The sequence below is a fragment of the Bacteroides sp. AM44-19 genome, from assembly GCF_003603395.1.
In the GTDB taxonomy this organism is placed as follows: domain Bacteria; phylum Bacteroidota; class Bacteroidia; order Bacteroidales; family Bacteroidaceae; genus Bacteroides; species Bacteroides uniformis.
Window position 1 is genome coordinate 888,131 of the sequence record NZ_QTNB01000001.1, and the last position, 23,249, is coordinate 911,379.

Sequence of the window (23,249 nt, forward strand, 5' to 3'; positions counted from 1 at the left end):
ATAACTAATAGACAAAACGCTTTCATACATCATCTAAAATCCTTATCTTTATAAGCAATTAAGAAACATAAGTTGACAAGAACAATGGCAATATTTAGTATCTGTAAACAAATCAATGACCCTCGTATTGACAGAAAACGTGTACATTCTGCCGATGCCATCGTTTATATCGCCATGGCTGCTGTCATATGTGGCGCGGAGTCCTGGTATGAGATAGAGGATTTCGGCAATGCCAAGATTGACTTTTTCCGCGAGCGTCTTCCCGGATTGGAATCCATCCCCAGCCATGATACCTTCAACCGCTTTTTCAGCGCTCTGAACCCTGAGTATTTCGAACGTATTTTCCGGCACTGGATGTTTGAGATTTGTGAGAAATATGAGGGTGTCGTGGCCATTGACGGCAAGACCATCCGTGGTGCCAGCAAGTGTACCTCTTCCCACCCCGCCGGGAATCCCGGATTTAAGCTCCATATGGTCAGTGCCTGGGCTACAGCTAATGGAATCAGCCTTGGACAACTGAAAGTCAATGAGAAACATAACGAGATTGTGGCTATCCCCTTGTTGCTGGAAGCATTGGACTTAACCGGATGCCTTGTAACCATTGATGCAATGGGCTGTCAAACGGATATTGCCAAAAAGAAAATAGAGTGTGGGGCGGATTATGTCCTGGCTCTTAAAGAAAACCATCGGAATCTTTATAATACAGTCAAAGGATGGTTCGATGATTTGGACAAGAAGAATATAGATGTCAACAAGGCTTATTATGCCACCAGATACGGCAAATACATAACGGAGGAAGAGGCTCATGGCAAACACGAACGCCGTGAGTGTCTTGTGTACAGTTGCCAGGCGTTAACCGGGATGTTAAAGGATTGGAAGGGATTGAAGGCAGTTGTGAGAATCTCCTCGCAAAGAACCATCAGGACGACAGGCGAGACGACTGTAAACCATAGGTTCTATATCACTTCATTGGGACTTGAGCCTCAAAGAATAGCAGAAGCCATACGGGCACATTGGGCTATTGAGAACAATCTACATTGGCAATTGGATGTCTCCTTTAATGAAGACGCAGGCAGAAAAACGGGCAATGCGGCACAGAATGTTTCACTTATGAATAAAATAGCACTGATGGTCATTAAGAAAAATGAAAGAAAGGGAAGCGTGAAAGGAAAAAGAAAGGCTGCTGGATGGGATGATGAACTTCTTTGTGAACTTTTATCAATGAAATATTTTTAATGCGTCAGCCCTGCCCATATGAACAAGAAAGCCCACCATAGTGAGCCGTTGACAGACAAGGTGCTTCAACACGACAAACCTCTGTGATTCAGCATAGAAAGCAAAGGGGTATACATCTTTCTTGCCATTGTTTTTCCCGGATGCCACGAAGCGAGCGGACGATACGCTATGAGAGTAACGCCTTACCCTCATGCTGCCCTCATGGTTACCCTCATAGCTGTATGCCCGATGGACAAAGGGATGCAGCACATTATGAGGGCATGAGGGTAAAAGTGCGCTCAACTTTTTGTCGGGGCTGAGCTGAATCTTGAGCAAATACTGCATCACAAACAATGCAATTATCTCTCAAGTTTTCTTATAAGTACTGATTATAAACCAAGTATGTCGCCATAATTAGCTTATACTATCCGTATTCAGCGTAGCGAAGAATCTCTTCTCTGCGTATTCATAAAGAAAGTAGATTCTTCGCTACGCTCTGACTATACCTTGATGAAATAATCAGAAGAGGTTTTGAGCGAAGCTAATGACAGATACCGATAATATAAAAGAAATAAAAGAACATACTTATAAAAGAATAAAGTCCCGGTTAAATGGAAAGAGTCCGGTACAATACCGAACTCTTTCTATAACCGGTTAATGTTTAACCTGTCCAACTTTTGGGGCGCACTTCACCTGCAGCCCTTTTCATTATAATACTTTATATTCTTTCAGCACATTGTTCTTACTGAATACTCCCGGTATTGTCCTTGAAGTTTAACTTCACTGTTTGTCCGGCAGCTACCTTAACGGCATCCTGATCATTGCCTTTACCGCGGAATAGAATCTTGCCATCAAAAACATTAAATTCAGTTTGCCACCAATCGCAGTTCTCCAATTTTACACACATACGCAAATTCCCTTCTTTGCATACCGGAGACACATACTCACCTTCTGCATTCAATTTGAATTTATCAACATCTGCCAACTGAGCATCCCATCCACCAGCTGCTGCATCACCAATCAAGTAAGGCTCCGGTTCAGAAAGAACAATCTTTCTGTTTATGCTCTTCTTATCCGCAGAAAGTGTACATATCACTACTATCTGATAATAACCTGATGTACTGATTACCAAATTAGCTCCACCTGCCGGATATTCGCCATACCCTTTGGGTTCTTCGTTTTCAGCTCCAAAGTTGTCACCAGTATCCCAGCTCATTTCATTATTGAACTTAACGCCTTGACCTGCTTCAATATAATAGATTCCCCAGAACATACCATCGTGACTATGTACCGGTATCATTTCCGGTGCATTTTCCCACTTCCAATCCCATGGTGCACCAACAACAAACATCTTTTCGGGTAACGTAGCACTTGAAGTGTCTTCTGCCGTACAAATAGCCTGAGCAGAAAAAACACCGGTGCGTAAATCCAGTTTCAATGTAACATCATAAATGCCAGCTTTACCTACAGTAAAGTTATCCCCTCCACCTTTACATTCACTGAATGCCTCGGAAATAGCACCTTTTGCGACGGCTCCCATATTTGAGTGCATCTTCACTGTTGCCCCTTGATAAGGAATATCCACGCCCCAATTATGCAAGTAACGGAACTTCATTTCTTTCTTATCCAGTGTTACATCTTTTATAGTATACTCCACAGTAGCCTGAGCTTCATTCAAAGCACCCGCCATAGCAGTTTCATCATCCCACTGCTGAGGAGTTGCATCACCAATAATACCAAAATCAGTAGGGATAACCGTGAGCTGATTATCAGCCTTATTAAAAGCTACATAATATAATCCGTCTTTCGCAACCGTGAACGGGCTACCACCTACGGTCAATCTATAAGTCGGAGCCGGAGTCGTAGCAACAGATTCTCCACTGCCATAATTGATTTCATTGCCTTCAGAATCCACCTCCAACATAGTGAAACTCCCTGATGATTTGAGCCATGTATAGATTCCTACAATATTAGTTCCTTCCGGAGCATTGTCAAACGCTGGAGTTGTCAATTGAGAGGAAGTGGCAGCCGCACTATAAATTGTAGCATCACCCGTAATATACAATCCTGTCGGAACAGCCGTAATCACCTTCCAGTTATCATTTCCTTCTTCACAACTTGTCCCTACTGCCAGTAGCAATAAGAGTGTTGCTATATATTCAAATACTTTTTTCATTTTATCAAGTATTAAATCATTAAACATTAGTAACCGTAATTCTGAGTCAACTTAGTATTCAGACTTAAAACATCTTCATGGATAGGAAACACGGTAGTATATCCGTTAGCTTCACCCTGTAGTTGAGGTCTGTCAGTGTAGGCACGTGTAAACTTACCAAAGCGTACCAAATCTTGGCGGCGCAAACCTTCCCAAGCAAATTCCCTCAGACGCTCTGCCAACAATGTTTCAAGGTTAGCTACTACATCTGTACTTGCTCCAGCGCGAGCACGAACTTCATTCAGTTCAACATTTCCACTTTCGCCATTTCTTACCTTTGCCTCACTTATCATCAATAATACATCAGCATAACGGAACAAAACGATGTCATTCGTTTGCAATTTACCATCATTGGTTGCAGCTGCATCCAGTTCGTATTTTTTCATGCGTGCACCGGCAGTTTTTTCAGAAGCCTTACCAGACATATCCAATGAAATTTCAGCAGGAAGATACTCCAAATCTGTTCCATCATCCAATTTAATAATACCTTTCGGTCCTTCTACTTTACCGGCATAATAGGTAACATCAAAACGTGGGTCTACTGCATTTGTTCCATATCCAAAAGCATCGAGAGCTTCTTTGGTAGCCGAAGAGCCATTCCATCCCCCCTGTCCATAAGCATTACCATGATTATAATGACGGGAACGGATCAAGTTATAGAACTCATTTTTATACAAATTAGGATCCATGGGAATAGTAAGAATGTTCTCTACTGAAGTTTCATTTTTCGTAGAGAAGTTGGAAGCAAAGTTATCGGCCAACTGATAGCCCAACTCTTTAATCTTAGTACCATAAGCAATTGTAGCTTCCCAAGCATTTTTTTCTGCTCCATCCACAGTAAACTTGATAGTTTTCCCATCGGGCTTTGAACCGTCAGTCCAATTATCGTCTGTATAAATTTCGGCATTCAAAGCCAATTTTGCCAATAGAAAGTAAGCAACCGGTTTCGTTATTCTACCGTAATACTCACCCGGCAAGTTGCTATGAGCATCACTCAAATCAGCTACAGATTCCTCAAGTTCTGTTTTCACAAATGTGAATACAACGGAACGTTCAGACTGTTCGACATCAGCCATTGCCGTAGTAGAAGAGGTAACCAACGGCACACGAGCAAACATATCCAACAGATAATAGTAATACAAAGCACGGAATGCGCGAACCTCGGATATATACTTGGGCACAGATGTATTTTCGGGGTCTTTCGCCAAAATTTCATTCAACTTATCCAATGATTTATTGGCTTGAGCAATTACCCTATAAAGATAATCCCATGAACCTTTTACCAAGTCGTTCTTCGTTCCCCATTTATGAAGGAATACATCCTGCCACAACCCTCCATCATACCAGTCACCACCACGTGTAGGGATAACAGCCTCATCGGTAGTAAAAGTATTCAAGTCATAAAGACCACGGTCAGTACCTTGTAAACCCGATCCACCACCATTAGCACCTACTTCGGTATAGAGCGAAGCTACTGTATTTAAATAGAGTAGCGTAGAATTTTGATATGCCTGTTCCTCCGTAATCTGATCTTTCGGATTCTCTTCCAAAAAAGCATCGCAAGAAGACAAACCGACAGTTGCCACTGTTGAAATCAACAAGCTATATAATATATTTTTTTTCATAATATACATCTAATTAAAAGTTAACACTAAGTCCTAAAGAGTAAGTACGAGACAACGGATAGAAACGTTTGTCATCAACACCCAAATCACCACCTACGGTAGTACTGTTAATCAAAGGAGAAAGCCCTGAGTAGCCGGTAATTGTAGCCAAATTATTTACAGAGAACGTGACACGCAAGGACTTGATAGCTTTCATGTTCTTTGTATTAAGATTCCAGCCCAATGTCACATAATCAAAATGCAAATAGTCACCTTTCTCCAACCAATAGTCTGTCACTGTCTGGTCTTTAATATTCTTCTCTGGAGCTCCTTGCATTACGTTGTATGTGGGGAACTGATTCATATTCATGTAGGATAAAGAGGTACCGTTATATATTTTGTGCCCGAACGCACCATTCATTTGCACCTGAATATCAAATTGTTTATAACGGAAGCTAACATTAGCACCCAATAAAGCTTTAGGCATAGCCTGACCTGCTATATAGCGATCTTTTCCATCTGCAAGGTCAACCCCTTCAACACCATCAATGTCTTGGATGTGGTAAGTATAGTCACCAAATCCATTATCGACCAAACCGTCGCATTTAGGTAAATAGAATACACCCACCGGCTGCCCCACCATCTGATAGATAATCTGATTGTAGCCACCAATGAAGCCAGCACCATTCATGCCACCCAAATTCATATATTCTTTGGCGGTCATAGCTTCACCCATATATGTGCCATTCAACGAGAGCAACTTATTCTGTTGGAAAGCTATGTTAGCGTTGATATTCAACTCCATATCTTTGGTTTTCAGAGGAGTTCCACCCAATGATATTTCAATACCCGTGTTACGCATAGCTCCCATATTGGCAAGCAAAGTAGGATAGGTAAAAGGAGGAACCTTCACATCATAATTGTAAAGCAGGTCGGTTGTCTTTGAATTATAATAATCAAAACCCAAAGTCAAACGTTCGTCAAACATTCCCAAGTCAAAACCAACATCAAAAGTTTTCTTAACTTCCCATTTCAAATCCGGATTATAATTGCGGGTCACCCCCATAGTTACTACAGGAAGGCCATTTACTGTAGTTGTACCATTCGGACTCATCAAAGGCAAAGACATATAGGAACTGATAGCATCCTGATTACCAGCAAGACCATAACCAGCTCTAATCTTCAAATTGCTGATAATATCAATATCTTTCATAAATTCTTCTTCAGAAAGCACCCAAGCCAAAGATGCTGACGGGAAGAAAGCCCATTTGTTGTTTGCTCCAACTTTAGAAGAACCATCTGTACGGGCGTTCACAGTTACAATGTATTTATCGGCATATGAATAATTAACACGTCCCATGAAAGATGCCAAACTCGGATTATTATAATAAGAAGTGTTATTACCCCATTTTAACACTGCACCTGCTTGCAAATTGTTATATAAAAAATCATCAGAACTAAATCCATTCACTGTAGCTCCAAAACCTGTGTTAGTTACCCTTTGAACTTCAGCCAAAGCTAAAGCATTGATGTAATGCTTGCCAAAAGCCTTCTTATAGGTCAACATCATATTCGCCAACATAGATTGCGACTTATTGTCACCACGATAAGCTTCACCACGATTACTCAACCCTGCTTTAATAGAAGTAGGGATGTACTTCTTGTTCTCCTTTACATTGTATGTATAAGAACCAAATGCACTCAATTTCAAATCATCTGTAATGCTATAAGTAATGCGTGCATTCGCATTAATAAATGCATTCGTTTCGCGGTCATCAATATCCAAACGACCTAGCGGATTATGCACCTCATTAGCATTGGCATTTTCATCCCACATTCCCGTCTCAGGATTCTTCACATTCGGGAAAGTGGGGTTATAAGAAGCAGCAGAATAAAATGTTTTTTGATAGTCATTCACATATCTGTTTTCTTTCAATGAACCAAACATGCCGAATTCTAATTTCAATTTATTATTGAACATATTTTGCATTGCATCAATCTTTGCTGTATAATTGCGCATCGTATTGTTCTTTATAATACCTTTCTGGTCAATAACGCCAATAGAAGCGCGATAATTGGAATCCTCATTTCCATTTGAGAAAGACAAACGATGATTCTGAGTATAACCGGACTGTTGCATTTCTTCTATAAAATTCGTATCATACCCTTTATCCAGGATACTGATACCCAAATTTTGAGCAGCAGCTCTATATTGACTCGCACTCAACATATCCAGATTCTTATAAACAGTTTCAATACCGAAACTTCCATCGTAACTCAAACTCTTCACACCATTTTTGCCCTTGATAGTAGTAACTACAATTACTCCTGATGCACCACGTGAACCATACTGAGCTGTTTCAGAAGCATCTTTCAATACTGTAAAATTCTCAATATCGGCAGGAGAAATGGCATTCAACATGTTCAAATCGCCAAACACACCGTCAATAATAACCAAAGGGTCATTGCCTCCGGTCAGAGAAGTAGTACCACGAACACGAATAGCGGGGGCAGCTGTAGGGTCACCACCTGTTTTTTGAATATTTACACCAGCTATTTTGCCCTTGATAGCAGCCAATGGATTAACCACTACACCTGCATTCATTTCTTCACGGCCTACTTTTTGAACGGCACCCGAGATAGTTCGCTGACTACCTGTAGCATAACCAATTACCACAACATCACTAAGTAACTGGGAGTCTTCTTGCAAAATAACATTCACATTAGGAGCTGCTTTTACTTCAGCTGTTAAGAAACCGACAAAAGAGACCTGAAGTATTGCACCACGAGAGGTTTGCAACTGAAAATTACCATCAATGTCGGTGATAACGCCATTAGTTGTACCCTTTTCCAAGACATTTGCACCGATTACCGGTTCGCCTGTCGCATCAGTAACAGTACCTTTCACGGTGATGTTCTGTGCATAAGCGCCAACTGACAAGAACAGCCCTAAAACTAGGGTAAGAATCGTTCGATAGATTCTAGGATTTACTTGCTTCATGCATTTAATAAATTAAAGTTAACAATATTAATTACCTATATATATTATTCGTAAAAATAATTTCGTACTTTTGCTTTCTAATGTCTTTCAAGTACCTAAAGCATGACGCCACAAAAATATGCTTTATTAATTTAGTAAAGTATAAAGAATGTGTAAAATGTGGGGAGCAAACAATGCAAACGATTGCATGAAGTTGCACAATACGAAAAAGTCATTTGATTTTGGCTACTTTGCACCATCATACAATGCATCTGTACACTCCACATACGGCATTCCTGCATGCTATGCATATGTTTATTCAACTGAACCACAGAACTTTTCACCGCCTAACGGCCGTAAAGCAATCTGCCAACGGCCGTCAACAAATCGCCTAACGGCCGTCAACAGATCGGATGATGGCCGTTAAGCACTACACAACATCAAGACAAAACAAAAGAAACACAAAGCTTTTACTGAAGAAATGCCATGCATGTATAAACCAAGCAACATACTTTCAGGATATGAATAACGTGTCTGCACAATATTAATATGCCATTAACACGATATTAACAAAATGGCCGACATGATATTAACTTGTTACATTACAATAAGTTAACATCATGTCGGCCCTAAAAACAGAGGTGGAAGCAAAATTTGCTTCCACCTTTTTCTGTTGCTTCCACCGCACCTCAAACACCGATGAACAAAGGGTTACAGAGCAGGTGTGGTAGAGTGGAAGCAAATAGTGCTATTTATTTCTCTGAAGTATAAAGTACCAGCTTTCCGGACTTCAATCCTTTAGCCCTTGCCTCAAACACAATCTCACCGGCTTGCTCGCCACTCTGCACAATAGCCGTCAGTTGACCGCTGAAAGCCGGCATCTTGGGCTGATGGAACAAATCGAGGCTGGTAGCATCTCCATTGGCAGCAGCGCGATATTTTCCGGCACCCTTCACCGAGAAGTTTACCATGCGGCTGTCTGCCGGACAAAGGTTACCGTCCTTATCCACGACACGGACTGTGATATATGCCAGGTCCTTACCATCGGCAGACAAGTGGGTGCGGTCGGCAACCAGCTCCAGATGATGGGGCTTGCCAGCGGTACGAATCACCTTTTCTTCTGCAGGATTGCCGGAAGCATCATAAGCCACCACTTTCACTTCGCCCGGTTCATAAGGAACATCCATCCACATCAAGCGATAGCGACGCTGCAAAGCAAGGGAGTCCTGACCTTCCAAAGCACGGCTTTCATCAGCAGTAAGTTTCCGTTGTTTGCCATAACTCTTTCCGTTGACGAACAGTTCGGCACTGGGATAGCTGGTGTAAACAAAAACCGGAGTATTCTCCCCTTCCCTGCCCGGCCACGTCCAGTGCGGAAGGACATGCAAGGTATTTGCCTGCTTGTTCCATAGGCTGCGGTACAGATAGAAACGGTCTTTGGGGAGGCTTGCCAAGTCTATGATACCGAAAACGGAGCTGTGGCTGGGCCAGGAATCCGTACTATAAGGAGAAGGTTCACCCAAATAATCAAAACCTGTCCAGACGAACTGTCCGATTGTCCAGTCATAATCATCAGCCAAAGCAAAATCCTCATCGGGAAGATTCGACCAGGAACAACACTCCACATCATAACCGGAGCACTGATGGTCATCGTACATCACACTAGCTCCCTTCTGTACGGGGAATTTATAGACACCACGGGAACTTACAGTGGAAGCCGTCTCCGAACCGAGCACAATATTCTGTGGAAGAGTCTCATAAGACTCCACATAGCGGTGAGCCCGATAATTAAGGCCGGGTACATCAATCATTGCCGCAAACCCGTTGGCAAGCACACAAGTCACTTGGTCCATACCGCAAGTAACGGGGCGTGTAGGGTCTTCGCGATGGCAAATATCCTGCAGGAAAGAAGCCACTTTGTAGCCCTCGGGACTACATTGGGTAGGAACCTCATTTCCTATACTCCACATTACCACACAAGGATTGTTCCGATACTGATGCAGCATATTTACCATATCCTTTTCTGCCCATTCGTTGAAATAGCGGTGATATCCATTCTCACATTTGGCAATATCCCATTCATCGAAAGGTTCCAACATCATCATAAAGCCCATCTCGTCACAGAGTTCCACCAATTCGGGTGCAGGCATATTGTGGGAGGTACGGACTGCATCACATCCCATATCCTTCAATAATGTCAACTGACGGCGAAGAGCAGCCACATTGACAGCCGCACCCAACGGGCCCAAATCGTGGTGATTGCATACCCCCTGGAATTTACGGTGCTTACCATTCAGGAAGAATCCCTTATCAGCTATAATCTCAATACTGCGGATACCAAAACGCGTGGTATATTCGTCAGTCTGTTTGCCATCTACATAAATCTTAGATACTGCCTTATATAAATAAGGTGTCTCAGGGGACCACAGAGACGGAGCATTTATCAGAAAATTCTGCTCAAATGGCTGTCCGTGATTAATTTTCCGGCTATTATCCTTACGGGCTACTATCTTACCGTCCGGCGCAATAATATCAGTAGAAATACGAACATCCGCATCACCGGCATTCCGTATTGTAGTACGCAGACGCACGGAAGCGTATTCAGCAGAAACATGCGGTGTGGTGAGCTGTGTACCCCAAACCGGAACATGGACACGTTCCGTAGTAACCAGGCGGACATTGCGATACAATCCCGCCCCCGGATACCAACGGGAGGACTGGGGCCTGTTTTCCAGACGGACAGCCAGCACATTGTTTTTACCGTCGGCATTCAGCAAACCGGTAACATCGCAATGAAAAGAGTTATATCCGAAAGGCCAGAAACAAGCTTCTTTCCCATTGACATAGACCCGAGCCTCACTCATAGCACCATCGAAAACCAGAGTGACCTGCTTGTCGGCAGGAGCATCAAAAGCCGTACGATACCAACCGACACCCACATAAGGCAACCCTCCGGTACGCCCGGTCTTTACAGAAGCTTGCTTTTCAAGGTCTTGCGTAACCGCTACCTCCTGCAAATCGTTGTTGCGGTCGAACGGACCAAAGATGGCCCAATCATGAGGAATGGTCACTGTTTCCCACTTACTGTCGTCGAAATTTGTTTGTGTTGCTTCGGGAACATCTCCCTTGGTGAACTTCCAGTTCTTTTCCAACAATGCTTCTGTACGCTGCGCCATTGCCGCCAAGGCAAAAAAAGCGCAGCAGGAAAAGATAAGTATTGTCTTTCTCATTCTTCTTTAAAAGATTTTGTTAATATAATTATTTAAAAGCATCCATTATCACAGTGGGGCGGCCGTCTTCAGTGAATGCCCCCAGCCGATATTGATTCGGCCTGCATTCCGGTTCCCAGTAGAACACGCCCTTGCAGCGTCCGCCGGTATTCTCCTTGCACTCTTTCAGGATACGTGCCAGTTGGCGTTTCCCTTCTGCCAGCACGGAAGCACTTGCCAGATTCCCTTTGTCGTCGGCACACTCCATGCCGGTTTCCACCACCATCACGTTACAGTTGTATTTCCGGGCTACACTATTAATATTGGCAATACACTCGGTGATAGTTCTATCAGCTGTATATTCCTTGTGCTCGAGCATCGTCCTGTAAGGATAGAGCGACATGCCTATCATATTCCACTTACCGCCATTGGCTTTCAGTTCATTAAAGAACCAGGTATACAATTCGTTGTCATATCCATTGTCCAGATGGACGATGACAATAGCATCGTCAAAGACGGACTTTACCGCATCGTATCCTACATTGATAAAAGCAGCCAGATTGGCAAAGTTCTTACGGTATTTCACTTTCTCGGAAGTGCTGTTGGAACCCTTTACATCACATTCCCTCACATTATAGGACGCACCACTCAATGCAGCATCTTCATCCCAAAGCATCCCCGGACGGATTTCATTACCTACCTGAACCCACTTGGGAGCAACTCCTGCCGCTTTCAGCGCATTAAGTACATCGGCAGTATGGTCGGCGATGGCTTTCTTCAAGTCGGCCAAGTTCAGTCCTTTCCATGCAGCAGGCTTATGCTGCTGTCCAGGGTCGGCCCACCAATCACTGTAATGGAAGTCTACCATTACATCCATACCCAGCTCTGCGGCACGCTTGGCTTTCGTCACCAAATCAGCCGTATTGCACCAGTTATCGTGCTCTTTGGGATTAAACCATACTCTGAGTCGAACCGCATTCAGGCCCAAATCCTTCATCAGCTGGAAACAATCGGTCTCCACACCGGAGGTATTGTAAAATTTCATACCCTTATGTTCCATCTCCGTCACCCAACTGATGTCGGCACCTTTAGCAAAGTCCGTAACCAGAGGTTCCTCCTTATCGGGAAGTCCACCGGCGTTGGGGTCTGTCTCATTATTGCTGCTGCATGCAAATACGGCAAAGGCAATACAAAAAAAGAAAGTCAAGAACTTCATGTGTTTCATGGCGTTATCATCATTAATTGCATACTGCAAATATAAGCATTTAGGGAATATAGAACTATATATCACCTCTATTTGTCAAAATACGGGTGTCTGCAATCGTTTGCACAAACTTACAACCCGATAAACCTCAACGAATAAGCACAATTTACCATATTACGTTATTTTTGCAATCGGATTAGGGAAGTTTACCTTATCTTTGTCCTCAAAACTATACCATGAATAAACCGCAGATTACCATCAAGGATATTGCCCGGGCGCTGAATGTCTCCCCTTCCACCGTGTCAAGAGCGCTAAAAGACAATCCGGACATCAGCAAGGAAACTCGTGACCTTGTCCATGCCTATGCGCGCGAACATAACTACAAGCCCAATGTACTGGCCGTAAATCTCCGCGCAAGCCGCAGCAATACCATCGGCGTCATTGTCCCCCAACTGGTACACCACTTCTTTTCCTGCGTATTGAGCGGAATTGAGAAAGCGGCGGCAAATGCCGGATATAATATCATAGTGGCGCAGAGCAGCGAATCGTACGAGCAGGAAGTGAAGATTGTGCATTCTTTCCTTGCCGCCCGTGTCTGCGGAGTCATCGCTTCACTTGCCAAGGACACTTCCCAATACGACCATTACCAGGAGCTACTGAACAACGATATTCCCATCGTCTTTTACGATCGTATCTGCACGGGGCTGAAAACCGAGCGAGTGGTGGTGGACGATTATGCCGGCTCCTTTGCCGCCGTGGAATACATGATACAGACCGGATGCAAGCGTATCCTTTTCTATGGTGCGGCTCCCCACCTGGAGATTACCAAAAATCGCCGGAACGGCTACCTGGATGCCATGAAGAAGTATAAAATTCCGGTGGACGACAGCATGATTCTGTTGTGCGACACCCGTGAACGTGCCATCTCCATCACTCCCGACCTGCTGGAAAGCGAAGACCGCCCTGACGGTTTCTTTGCCATCAACGACGAGACAGCTTCGGGCATACTGTATGCCTGCAAACTGGTCGGCGTAAAAGTTCCCGATGAAGTATCCATCTGCGGATTCACCGACGGAGCCATTGCGCAAAGCACCGACCCGAAGCTGACTACCGTGGAGCAGCATGGCGAGGAAGTAGGTAAAAGCGCTTTCAGCATTCTGACCGGAAAGCTGGAGGGAGAAGAGAAAAGCAACAACAAGATAGTACGTACCAATCTGGTGATAAGAGGAACTACGAAATAATAAAACATATTAAACCATCATGAAAGTAAAACCCGATTTAAGTTTCTGGAAGCTGTGGAACATCAGCTTTGGTTTTTTCGGCGTACAGATTGCATATGCTTTGCAGAGTGCAAACATCAGCCGTATCTTTTCCACTTTGGGTGCAGACCCGCATAATTTGAGTTATTTCTGGATATTACCGCCGTTGGCAGGTATCATTGTACAACCCATTGTGGGAGCCGCCAGTGACAAGACCTGGACACGCTTCGGACGGCGCATCCCTTATCTGTTTATAGGTTCGTTGGTGGCCGTACTCGTCATGTGCCTGCTACCCAATGCCGGAAGCTTCGGCATGGCAGTAAGTACAGCCATGATTTTCGGACTGGTATCGCTGATGTTCCTCGACACCTCCATCAATATGGCCATGCAACCCTTCAAAATGATGGTGGGTGACATGGTGAATGAGAAACAAAAAGGGCTCGCCTACTCCATCCAGAGTTTTCTCTGCAATGCAGGCAGCCTGGTAGGCTATCTCTTCCCGTTCATCTTTGCATGGATTGGCATCAGCAATACAGCTCCCCAAGGAGTAATCCCCGACTCGGTGATTTACTCGTTCTACATCGGAGCAGCCATCCTTATCTTCTGCGTTATCTACACTTCGGTCAAAGTAAAAGAGATGCCGCCTGCCGAATATGCAGAGTATCACGGCATCACCGAAGAAGAGGAACATGAAAAGACCAACATGCTGAAGCTGCTCATCAAGGCTCCGAAAGCATTCTGGACTATCGGACTGGTACAATTCTTCTGCTGGTTTGCCTTTATGTTCATGTGGACCTATACCAACGGCAGCATCGCTGCCAATGCTTTTGACGCTCCTACAGTAGAGCACCTGGTAGATGGTGTGACCAAAGTAGTACTCGACACCAAGAGCCTGCAATATCAGAATGCCGCCGACTGGGTAGGCGTACTGTTTGCCGTGCAAGCCATCGGCTCTGTGCTTTGGGCCATCTGCATACCGATGTTCAAGGACCGCCGCCGCGTCTACTCACTCAGCCTTGTTCTGGGAGGTATAGGTTTCATTTCCACCTATTTTATGCACAATCCGTATATGTTGTTCATTTCCTTCCTGCTGATAGGTTGTGCATGGGCTGCCATGCTGGCACTGCCGTTCACCATCTTGACCAATGCACTGAGCGGAGGACATATGGGTACCTACTTAGGTCTTTTCAATGGTACCATCTGTATTCCACAGATTATTGCGGCAGCTTTGGGCGGCAGTATTCTGTCCTTGTTTACTCCCAAAGGAGTACTGCCCCCCGAAATCAATATGCTTGTATTGGCAGGAGTGATGCTGATAATAGGTGCTTTCTGTGTATATTTAATTAAAGAGACTAAGGGAGAGAAATAGAACCAAGCTCCTACTTCTGCACACAGATGACACAGATAAGGCAGATGAACACGGATAAGTTTGTCTAATAATCCGTGTTCATCTGCCTTATCTGTGTCATCTGTGTGCTATATTATCTTTTTTAATCCCCTCCCTTCCCCTTTCACTATTTTTGTCCTCACTTTTCTCTTTTATTTCCGCATATTGCGTATCTTTACGGCGATAACTACAGAAAACACGTCGCCATGAAAAAATACCTCAAGACCGATGAATGGAACATCATCGAAGACCAATTCCACCCCGACCGTCAACGGATGTCGGAAAGTATATTCAGCCTCGGAAACGGACGTTTCGGGCAACGAGGGTATTTTGAGGAGCCTTACAGCAGTGACAGTTACCGTGGTTCATTTGTGGCCGGCATCACTTTCCTGGACAAAACCCGCGTAGGATGGTGGAAGAACGGATTTCCACCATATTACACCCGTATACCCAAGGCTGCCGACTGGAGCCGCATCAACCTGCGCCTCATCGATGAGGAACTCGATTTGGCAGGCTGGGATGTCGACAGCTTCAACCGCCGCCTGGATATGAAGGAAGGTATCTCCTACCGGGACATGGAGGTGACGTCTCCTCGTGGAAACCAGCTCCGCATCCATGTAGAGCATATCACAAATATGGCAAGACCCAACCTCTGTCTCATCAAGTACAGCGTGTCTTCCATCAACTATACCGGCAGAATCTCACTCGTGCCCATCCTTGACGGGAATATAGTAGACGATGCCGATCTGCCAAACCTGAAAATATGGAACATACTGCGTTCCGGTTCTACCAGCAGCTGTGCCTATCTCTGGACACAGACCCGCCGGGAAGATGCACAAGTGTGCTACGCCATGACTTACCAATTCTTCAAAAACAACAAGGAAACCACTGCCAACCCCATACGGATAGAAAAGGAAAAGCAGACCGGTTTCAGCGTAGGTGCCGACGTGAAACCCGGAGACAACGTGACACTCATCAAATACACCGCCATCGCTTCTTCTCTCTACCACGAACGGAGTGAATTGGTGGAACACTCCGTGGCCGAGGCACGCGAAGCCAAGAGCATAGGCTGGAATACGCTGGTAGAAGAGCATCGAAGGGCCTGGCAGGAAATCTGGGACGAAACGGATGTCGTCATCGAAGGGGACCCGGAAGCGCAACAAGGTATCCGGTACAACATATTCCAACTGTATCAGACTTACCGGGGAGATGATCCGCGCCTAAACATCGGCCCCAAAGGATTCACCGGAGAAAAATATGGCGGAAATACTTATTGGAACACGGAACTGTGTTGTGTACCGTTTTTTTTGCTCTCCACTCCCAAAGAGATTGCAAAGAACTTGCTGGCATATCGGTACAACCAGCTTCCCAAAGCCATCGAAAACGCCCGTAAACTGGGTTTCAAGGACGGTGCAGCGTTGTTTCCGCAGGTAACCAACAATGGAGAGGAATGCCACAGTGAATGGGAAATAACCTTCGAGGAAATCCACCGTAACAATATCATTGTCTATGCCATCGTTCAGCATGCAGCGCTGACGGGCAATATGGACTATATCGCTAAATATGGCCTGGAAGTAATGATTGCCGTCAGCCGTTTTTGGAGCCAACGGGTATCCTTCTCCCAACCCAAACAGAAATATGTCATACTGGGGGTTACCGGCCCGGATGAATACGAAAACAATGTGGACAACAACTGGTACACTAACTATTCCTGTATACAGTGCCTCAAGATGACCCTCCGTTTTCTGGAAATGGTGGCACAGCAATATCCGGATGAATATGCCCACATACGCCGCATCACCAATCTCGACCAAGTGAAGGAAAGTGCCCGGTGGAGAGACATCATCGAACACATGTATCTGCCGGAAGACAAGGAACGGGGTATTTTTATCCAAAATGACGGCTATATGGATAAAGTACTGGAAAGTACAGATAACATTCCTGCCGAAGAACGCCCCATCAACCAACATTGGTCATGGGACCGCATTCTGCGCTCTTGCTACATCAAGCAGAGCGACGTGTTGCTCGGACTTTACCTCTATTATTTCTATTTCGACACGGAAACCGTCCGCCGCAATTTCGAGTTCTATGAGCCGATGACCGTACACGAATCCTCCCTTTCTCCCCACATCCATTCCATCCTGGCTGCACGCATCGGCAAAGTGGAAAAAGCTTACCAGCTTTTCCTGCATGCCACGCGGCTTGACCTGGACGACTACAACAACGAAGCGGACCAAGGTCTGCACATAACCAGTATGCCCGGCAGCTGGCTGGCCATTGTACGCGGATTTGCAGGTATGCAGGTGCTGAAGGAGACATTGTGTTTCTCCCCCGTCATACCGCAAAAATGGGACAGCTATTCATTCAAGGTGAATTATCTGAAAAACACACTTCACATACGGGTAAGAAAAGAAATCGAAATCTCGCTTACAGCAGGCAGCAAAGTGGACATACAAGTCTACGGACACCCATATACGCTGGAACGGGGGACGGAATTGAAAATTAATATGCCAATGTGCTAATTGGCTACGCAATATTTATGCTGCGCTATCACGCCGCAGATCATTGGCACATTAGCATATTAGCACATTGGCACATTAAATCATCATTTATCCTATAACCGGGAGAACATTTGGTTGTTTTCCCGGTTTTATGTTTTTATATATACCTGAACGAATAACTATATACTTGTTTACCAATGAAAAAAATGTTTCTTTTCGCCCTGGTTACGACGTTGTTCATCACGTCGTGCGGGCAAAAACAAAAGGGTAGCAATACCCTTATCCGACCGGTGAAGACTGCGCAAGTCAGTTCACAGTCGGTTATCCGCAAAGACTTCTCCGGAATAGTGGAAGCCGTGGAATATGTGAGACTTGCCTTCCGCGTCAGCGGACAAATCATCAGCCTCCCGGTTGTAGAGGGACAGCGGGTAAAAAAGGGGCAACTGATTGCCGCCATCGACCCACGCGACATCTCCCTGCAATATGCAGCCGACAAGGCTGCCTACGAAACAGCTGCCGCACAAGTGGAACGTAACAAACGGCTGCTTGGCCGCCAGGCTATCTCCGTGCAGGAATACGAAATCAGCGTAGCCAACTATCAGAAAGCAAAATCCACTTACGAGTTGTCCGGCAACAATATGCGGGATACGCGGCTGACAGCCCCTTTCGAGGGTTCCATCGAAAAACGGCTGGTAGAGAACTATCAGCGTGTCAATGCAGGAGAAGGGGTTGTACAGCTGGTAAATACACAGAAGCTACGAATCAAGTTCACCGTACCGGATGATTATCTCTATCTGCTCCGTGCCAAGGACGTAAAGTTCAAGGTGGTGTTCGACAGTTACCCTGCAGAGGCTTTCGATGCCAGACTGGAAGAGTATCTTGACATCTCCACAGCAGGGACGGGTATTCCGGTGACAATAACAATTGACGACCCGCACTTTGACCGTACACGTTATGACGTAAAACCGGGATTCACATGCAAAATAAAGCTGGCATCGGATGTCGCTCCCTTTCTGGAAGAAAAGCTGATGAATGTACCGTTAAGCGCCGTATTTGGCGACAGTGAAAACCGGAAAACGTATGTATGGGTGGTGGAAGGTAATAAAGTCAGTCGCCGCGAAGTGACCGTTTATTCTCCAACGGGAGAGGCAAACCTGCTTATTTCTAAAGGGTTGGAACCGGGAGAAACCGTTGTGACGGCCGGAGTATACCAGCTGACAGAAGGAGAAGCAATAAAGGTACTAATGTGATTAATCACATTGGCACATTACATTCCCCATTTATCTAAAAAATATTCATTATGAATCTAGTCCAATATTCATTAGACAACACGAAGATAGTCTACTTCTTTCTGGCTGTGCTGCTTATCGGCGGTATACTGTCATTCGGCAGGTTGGGAAAGAAGGAAGACGCACCTTTCGTCATCAAGTCGGCAGTCATCATGACACGCTACCCGGGAGCGGAGCCGGCAGAAGTGGAACGGCTCGTCACCGAACCCATCTCCCGAGAAATACAGTCGATGAGCGGCGTCTACAAGATAAAGTCAGAGTCTATGTACGGACTCTCCAAGATAACCTTCGAACTGCAACCGTCACTCTCTGCCGCATCCATTCCGCAGAAGTGGGACGAACTGCGGCGTAAAGTGCTCAACATACAGCCCCAACTGCCCGCAGGCTCTTCTGTACCGACCGTCTCGGATGATTTTGGAGACGTTTTCGGCATCTATTACGGCCTGGTGGGTGACGACGGTTTCTCTTATGAAGAAATGAGAAACTGGGCGGAACGAATCAAGACACAAGTCATCACGGCAGACGGTGTGATGAAGGTAGCCCTTTTCGGTACACAGACAGAGGTCATCCATATATTCATCTCCGTAAACAAGCTGGCAGGAATGGGTATCGACCCCAAGCAGCTGGCCAGCCTGCTACAATCGCAGAACCAGATTATCAATACGGGTGAAATCAGCGCCGGAGAACAACAGTTACGCATTGTGGCCAACGGTACCTACACGACTGTCGATGATATCCACAACCAGGTTATCACTACCTCCGGCGGACAAGTCAAGCTGGGTGACATCGCCATCATTGAAAAGGGATACATGGAACCTCCCGGCAATATCATGCACGTCAACGGAAAGCGCGCCATCGGTATCGGCATCTCCACCGACCCGACAAAGGATGTGGTAAAAACCGGTGAACTGGTAGACCGGAGGCTTGCCGAACTCATGCCCCTCATCCCCGTGGGGCTGGAACTGGAAAGTCTGTATCCCGAAAACGTGATTGCCAAAGAAGCCAACAACGGGTTCATCATCAATCTGATAGAATCCATCCTGATTGTGATTGTAATCATCATGCTGGTGATGGGCATGCGTGCAGGAGTACTGATTGGCTCTTCCCTTATATTCTCTATCGGAGGCACACTGCTCATTATGTCGTTTCTTGGCGTAGGTCTGAACCGGACCTCCCTCGCCGGATTCATCATAGCCATGGGAATGCTGGTGGACAATGCCATCGTGGTGACAGATAATGCCCAAATTGCCATTGCCCGCGGCATCGACCGCCGAAAAGCGCTGATAGACGGTGCCACCGGTCCCCAATGGGGATTGCTGGGAGCAACGTTCATTGCCATCTGTTCGTTTCTGCCACTGTATCTGGCTCCCTCTTCCGTAGCCGAAATCGTGAAACCGCTATTCGTAGTGTTGGCCATTTCCCTGGGATTAAGTTGGGTGCTGGCGTTGACACAAACCACTACATTCGGCAACTTCATACTGAAAGCAAAGGCTAAAGATGGTAGCAAGGACCCATACGACAAGCCTTTCTACCATAAATTCGCCTCCATCCTCAGCACACTGATACGCAAGAAGGCGTTGACCCTTGGAAGCATTACAGCACTGTTCATCCTCTCCCTCATCGTCATGGGGCTGATGCCCCAGAACTTCTTCCCTTCTCTGGACAAGCCCTACTTTCGGGCAGATGTATTCTATCCGGACGGGTACAGCATCCGCGAAGTAGAAACCGAAATGAAAAAGGTGGAAGCGCATCTGATGCAGCAGCCGGAAGTGAAACGGGTATCCGTCACATTCGGCAGCACACCGTTGCGTTACTATCTGGCCTCCACTTCCGTCGGTCCCAAACCTAACTTCGCCAATATCCTGGTGGAAGTAACGGACAGCAAATATACCAAGAAGCAGGAAGAGAACCTTGATGCCTACATGAAGGCCAACTATCCCAATGCCATCACCCGTACCATGTTGTTCAAACTCTCTCCTGCTGTAGATGCCGCCATTGAAATCGGGTTCATCGGCAATAACACGGATACGCTGGTCATGTTGACCAACAAGGCTCTGGACATCATGCACCGTGACGGCGAACTTATCAACGTGCGCAACTCCTGGGGCAATAAGATACCGGTATGGCATCCCGTTTACAGTCAGGAGCGTGCACAACCGTTGGGTATCTCCCGTCAAAGCATGGCACAGAGTATCCAGATCGGTACGAACGGCATGACACTTGGGGAATACAGGGAAGGAGACCAGGTACTTCCCGTTCTGTTGAAGGATAAAACTATCGACTCTTTCCGCATCAACGACTTGCGTACACTCCCCGTATTCGGCACTGCACGCGAAACAACCACTCTGGAACAAGTCGTCAGCCGGTTCGACTTCCAGTACAAGTTCTCCAATGTGAAAGACTACAACCGGCAGATGGTGATGATGGCGCAGGCCGACCCACGCCGCGGTGTGAATGCCATTGCCGCCTTCAACCGTATATGGAAGCAAGTGCAAGAAGAGATTGATGTGCCCGAAGGTTACACCATGAAATACTTCGGAGAGCAGGAAAGCCAGGCAGAAAGCAATGCCGCACTGGCAGCTAACCTGCCGCTGACATTCTTCCTTATGTTCGTCACCTTGCTGTTTCTGTTCCGCAGCTACCGGAAGCCGATTGTTATCCTGCTGATGCTGCCGCTTATCTTTATAGGTATTGTACTGGGACTGGTGGTATTGGGGAAATCATTCGACTTCTTCTCCATCCTCGGCTTGCTGGGGCTGATTGGAATGAATATCAAGAATGCCATCGTGCTGGTGGACCAGATTGATACGGAAACCGCTGCCGGAAAAGCACCGCGTGAAGCCGTTATCAGTGCAACGACCACCCGTATTGTCCCGGTGGCTATGGCATCGGGTACCACTATCCTGGGAATGTTGCCGTTATTGTTCGACGCCATGTTCGGCGGCATGGCGGCAACCATCATGGGTGGTTTGCTGGTAGCCTCGGCATTGACACTATTCGTGCTGCCGGTGGCTTATTGCGCCATTCATAAAATCAAGTGAGAGAACATTCAACAATTTACAGTTTACCAATTGAATGATGAAAACAAATATACTTATTCTATCATTACTGTGCTCAGGACTGAATGCCGGGGCACAACAAGCATATCTGAGCCGCGAAGAATACCGCGACAAGGTAGAAGCATACAGCCAGATTCTGAAACAACAGCATCTGAAAACATTCGCCAGTACCGAGGCACGCAAGATTGCCTCCACCGGTTTCCTGCCCCAGATTGACATCACCGCCGAGGGTACCGCCAATCTCAATCATCTGGACCAATGGAACAGTCCGAAAGGAGACTACCACCCTTATACCTATCAGGCACTTGCCACCTTGACGCAGCCGCTTTATACCGGAGGTTCCCTAATAGCCCAAAAGAAAGTGGCGCAAGCCGAAGAGGCACTGGACCAACTTACCACAGAGCTGACCCTCGACCAGATACACTATCAAAGTGACGCCGTCTATTGGAATGCCTCTGCCGCCCGTGCCGGTCTGAAAGCCGCGGCTACCTTTCAGGATATTGTACAACAGCAGTACGACATCATCCAAGACCGCTTTGATGACGGTGCCATCAGCCGCACAGACTTGCTGATGATTTCCACCCGACGTAAGGAAGCCGAATTGCAGTACATCAAGGCACGCCAAAACCATACCCTTGCCCTGCAAAAACTGAATATCCTTATGGGCTCGGAACCGGACGCTCCCATAGACAGCATAGCCGAAATAGATATACCGACTGCCTCCATCATACCTCTGGGCCTAGATGATGTGCTGCTTCGCCGAGCAGAATATGCCAGTACCTCCGTGAACATCGCCCGCAGTGAAGCGCAACGGCATGCCGCCCTCAGCCGCTACAACCCACAAGTCAACATGTTCCTCGCTACCGGTTGGGATACGGGAATCACCTATATGGGGCAGGATGTACCTCATACTCCCGTCGTAGGAGTCAATGTCAGCATCCCCATCTTCCGTTGGGGAGCCCGCTTCAAGACAAACCGCCAACAGAAAGCCTATATCGGCATACAGAAGCTGCAACAAAGCTATGTAACGGACAATATTCTGGAGGAACTCTCCGCAGCCACCACAAAACTGACGGAAACTGAACAGCAAGTCAAGACGGCCCGGGAGAATATGATACTCGCCGAAGAGAATCTGGGCCTTGTCACCTTCTCTTATAATGAAGGAAAAGCCAGCATGGCAGATGTGTTGTCCGCACAACTCTCGTGGACGCAGGCACACGCCAACCTAATTGATGCGTATCTGGCGGAGAAGATGGCGATGGCTGAATATTGGAAGGTGGTTAGTGAATGAAATGCCCCTCAAAGAAAAACATACAAAAAACTCCGG

12 protein-coding genes are annotated in these 23,249 nt (G+C 46.1%); 7 read left to right on the forward strand and 5 right to left on the reverse strand.

Translation table 11 applies throughout. The annotated features are described in order from the left end of the window. Positions 1 to 84: 84 nt before the first annotated feature. Positions 85 to 1,236, forward strand: a complete 1,152-nt coding sequence (locus DW947_RS04085) for an ISAs1 family transposase (protein WP_117963491.1) — start codon at positions 85 to 87, stop codon at positions 1,234 to 1,236. Positions 1,237 to 1,957: 721 nt separating this feature from the next. Here the strand turns inward: DW947_RS04085 and DW947_RS04095 are convergent. From DW947_RS04095 to DW947_RS04120, 5 genes are all read right to left on the reverse strand, one after another. Continuing rightward, on the reverse strand, positions 1,958 to 3,391 hold the full coding sequence (locus DW947_RS04095; RefSeq protein ID WP_087332790.1) for a SusF/SusE family outer membrane protein: 1,434 nt from the start codon (positions 3,389 to 3,391) through the stop codon (positions 1,958 to 1,960). 26 nt (positions 3,392 to 3,417) lie between these two features. Then, entirely contained in the window at positions 3,418 to 5,064 is a 1,647-nt protein-coding gene (locus tag DW947_RS04100; protein ID WP_087332742.1) for a RagB/SusD family nutrient uptake outer membrane protein, read from the reverse strand. Between the two features lie 4 nt (positions 5,065 to 5,068). Beyond that, complete coding sequence (locus DW947_RS04105; RefSeq protein ID WP_005835749.1) at positions 5,069 to 8,035, reverse strand: SusC/RagA family TonB-linked outer membrane protein; 2,967 nt, start codon at positions 8,033 to 8,035, stop codon at positions 5,069 to 5,071. A gap of 731 nt (positions 8,036 to 8,766) precedes the next feature. Next, positions 8,767 to 11,244 carry a glycoside hydrolase family 2 TIM barrel-domain containing protein gene (locus DW947_RS04115; protein ID WP_118940691.1) on the reverse strand — a complete coding sequence of 826 codons (2,478 nt, stop codon included), beginning with the start codon at positions 11,242 to 11,244 and terminating at the stop codon, positions 8,767 to 8,769. 28 nt (positions 11,245 to 11,272) lie between these two features. Next, positions 11,273 to 12,448 carry an arabinogalactan endo-beta-1,4-galactanase gene (locus tag DW947_RS04120; protein ID WP_118940692.1) on the reverse strand — a complete coding sequence of 392 codons (1,176 nt, stop codon included), beginning with the start codon at positions 12,446 to 12,448 and terminating at the stop codon, positions 11,273 to 11,275. 215 nt (positions 12,449 to 12,663) lie between these two features. Here DW947_RS04120 and DW947_RS04125 point away from each other — a divergent pair, with 215 nt between their 5' ends. From DW947_RS04125 to DW947_RS04150, 6 genes are all read left to right on the forward strand, one after another. After that, a complete protein-coding gene (locus DW947_RS04125) occupies positions 12,664 to 13,668 on the forward strand; it encodes a LacI family DNA-binding transcriptional regulator (RefSeq protein ID WP_005826336.1) in 1,005 nt (334 codons plus the stop codon). 19 nt (positions 13,669 to 13,687) lie between these two features. Further along, the gene (locus DW947_RS04130) at positions 13,688 to 15,055 is read left to right on the forward strand and encodes an MFS transporter (protein ID WP_005826335.1); all 1,368 of its coding nucleotides are present in this window, start codon (positions 13,688 to 13,690) and stop codon (positions 15,053 to 15,055) included. A 224-nt stretch (positions 15,056 to 15,279) separates the two neighbouring features. Next, the gene (locus tag DW947_RS04135; protein WP_117963497.1) at positions 15,280 to 17,595 is read left to right on the forward strand and encodes a family 65 glycosyl hydrolase domain-containing protein; all 2,316 of its coding nucleotides are present in this window, start codon (positions 15,280 to 15,282) and stop codon (positions 17,593 to 17,595) included. 176 nt (positions 17,596 to 17,771) lie between these two features. Next, a complete protein-coding gene (locus DW947_RS04140; RefSeq protein ID WP_044467721.1) occupies positions 17,772 to 18,824 on the forward strand; it encodes an efflux RND transporter periplasmic adaptor subunit in 1,053 nt (350 codons plus the stop codon). A gap of 50 nt (positions 18,825 to 18,874) precedes the next feature. Beyond that, positions 18,875 to 21,904 carry an efflux RND transporter permease subunit gene (locus tag DW947_RS04145; RefSeq protein ID WP_005826331.1) on the forward strand — a complete coding sequence of 1,010 codons (3,030 nt, stop codon included), beginning with the start codon at positions 18,875 to 18,877 and terminating at the stop codon, positions 21,902 to 21,904. 34 nt (positions 21,905 to 21,938) lie between these two features. Next, complete coding sequence (locus DW947_RS04150; RefSeq protein ID WP_117963498.1) at positions 21,939 to 23,213, forward strand: TolC family protein; 1,275 nt, start codon at positions 21,939 to 21,941, stop codon at positions 23,211 to 23,213. Positions 23,214 to 23,249: the final 36 nt, after the last annotated feature.

What these genes read in the sequence shown, in the direction of transcription:
- DW947_RS04085 (WP_117963491.1), top strand. Translation starts at nt 85, where the DNA reads ATGGCAATATTTAGTATCTGTAAACAAATCAATGACCCTCGTATTGAC.
- DW947_RS04095 (WP_087332790.1), bottom strand. Translation starts at nt 3,391, where the DNA reads ATGAAAAAAGTATTTGAATATATAGCAACACTCTTATTGCTACTGGCA.
- DW947_RS04100 (WP_087332742.1), bottom strand. Translation starts at nt 5,064, where the DNA reads ATGTATATTATGAAAAAAAATATATTATATAGCTTGTTGATTTCAACA.
- DW947_RS04105 (WP_005835749.1), bottom strand. Translation starts at nt 8,035, where the DNA reads ATGAAGCAAGTAAATCCTAGAATCTATCGAACGATTCTTACCCTAGTT.
- DW947_RS04115 (WP_118940691.1), bottom strand. Translation starts at nt 11,244, where the DNA reads ATGAGAAAGACAATACTTATCTTTTCCTGCTGCGCTTTTTTTGCCTTG.
- DW947_RS04120 (WP_118940692.1), bottom strand. Translation starts at nt 12,448, where the DNA reads ATGAAACACATGAAGTTCTTGACTTTCTTTTTTTGTATTGCCTTTGCC.
- DW947_RS04125 (WP_005826336.1), top strand. Translation starts at nt 12,664, where the DNA reads ATGAATAAACCGCAGATTACCATCAAGGATATTGCCCGGGCGCTGAAT.
- DW947_RS04130 (WP_005826335.1), top strand. Translation starts at nt 13,688, where the DNA reads ATGAAAGTAAAACCCGATTTAAGTTTCTGGAAGCTGTGGAACATCAGC.
- DW947_RS04135 (WP_117963497.1), top strand. Translation starts at nt 15,280, where the DNA reads ATGAAAAAATACCTCAAGACCGATGAATGGAACATCATCGAAGACCAA.
- DW947_RS04140 (WP_044467721.1), top strand. Translation starts at nt 17,772, where the DNA reads ATGAAAAAAATGTTTCTTTTCGCCCTGGTTACGACGTTGTTCATCACG.
- DW947_RS04145 (WP_005826331.1), top strand. Translation starts at nt 18,875, where the DNA reads ATGAATCTAGTCCAATATTCATTAGACAACACGAAGATAGTCTACTTC.
- DW947_RS04150 (WP_117963498.1), top strand. Translation starts at nt 21,939, where the DNA reads ATGATGAAAACAAATATACTTATTCTATCATTACTGTGCTCAGGACTG.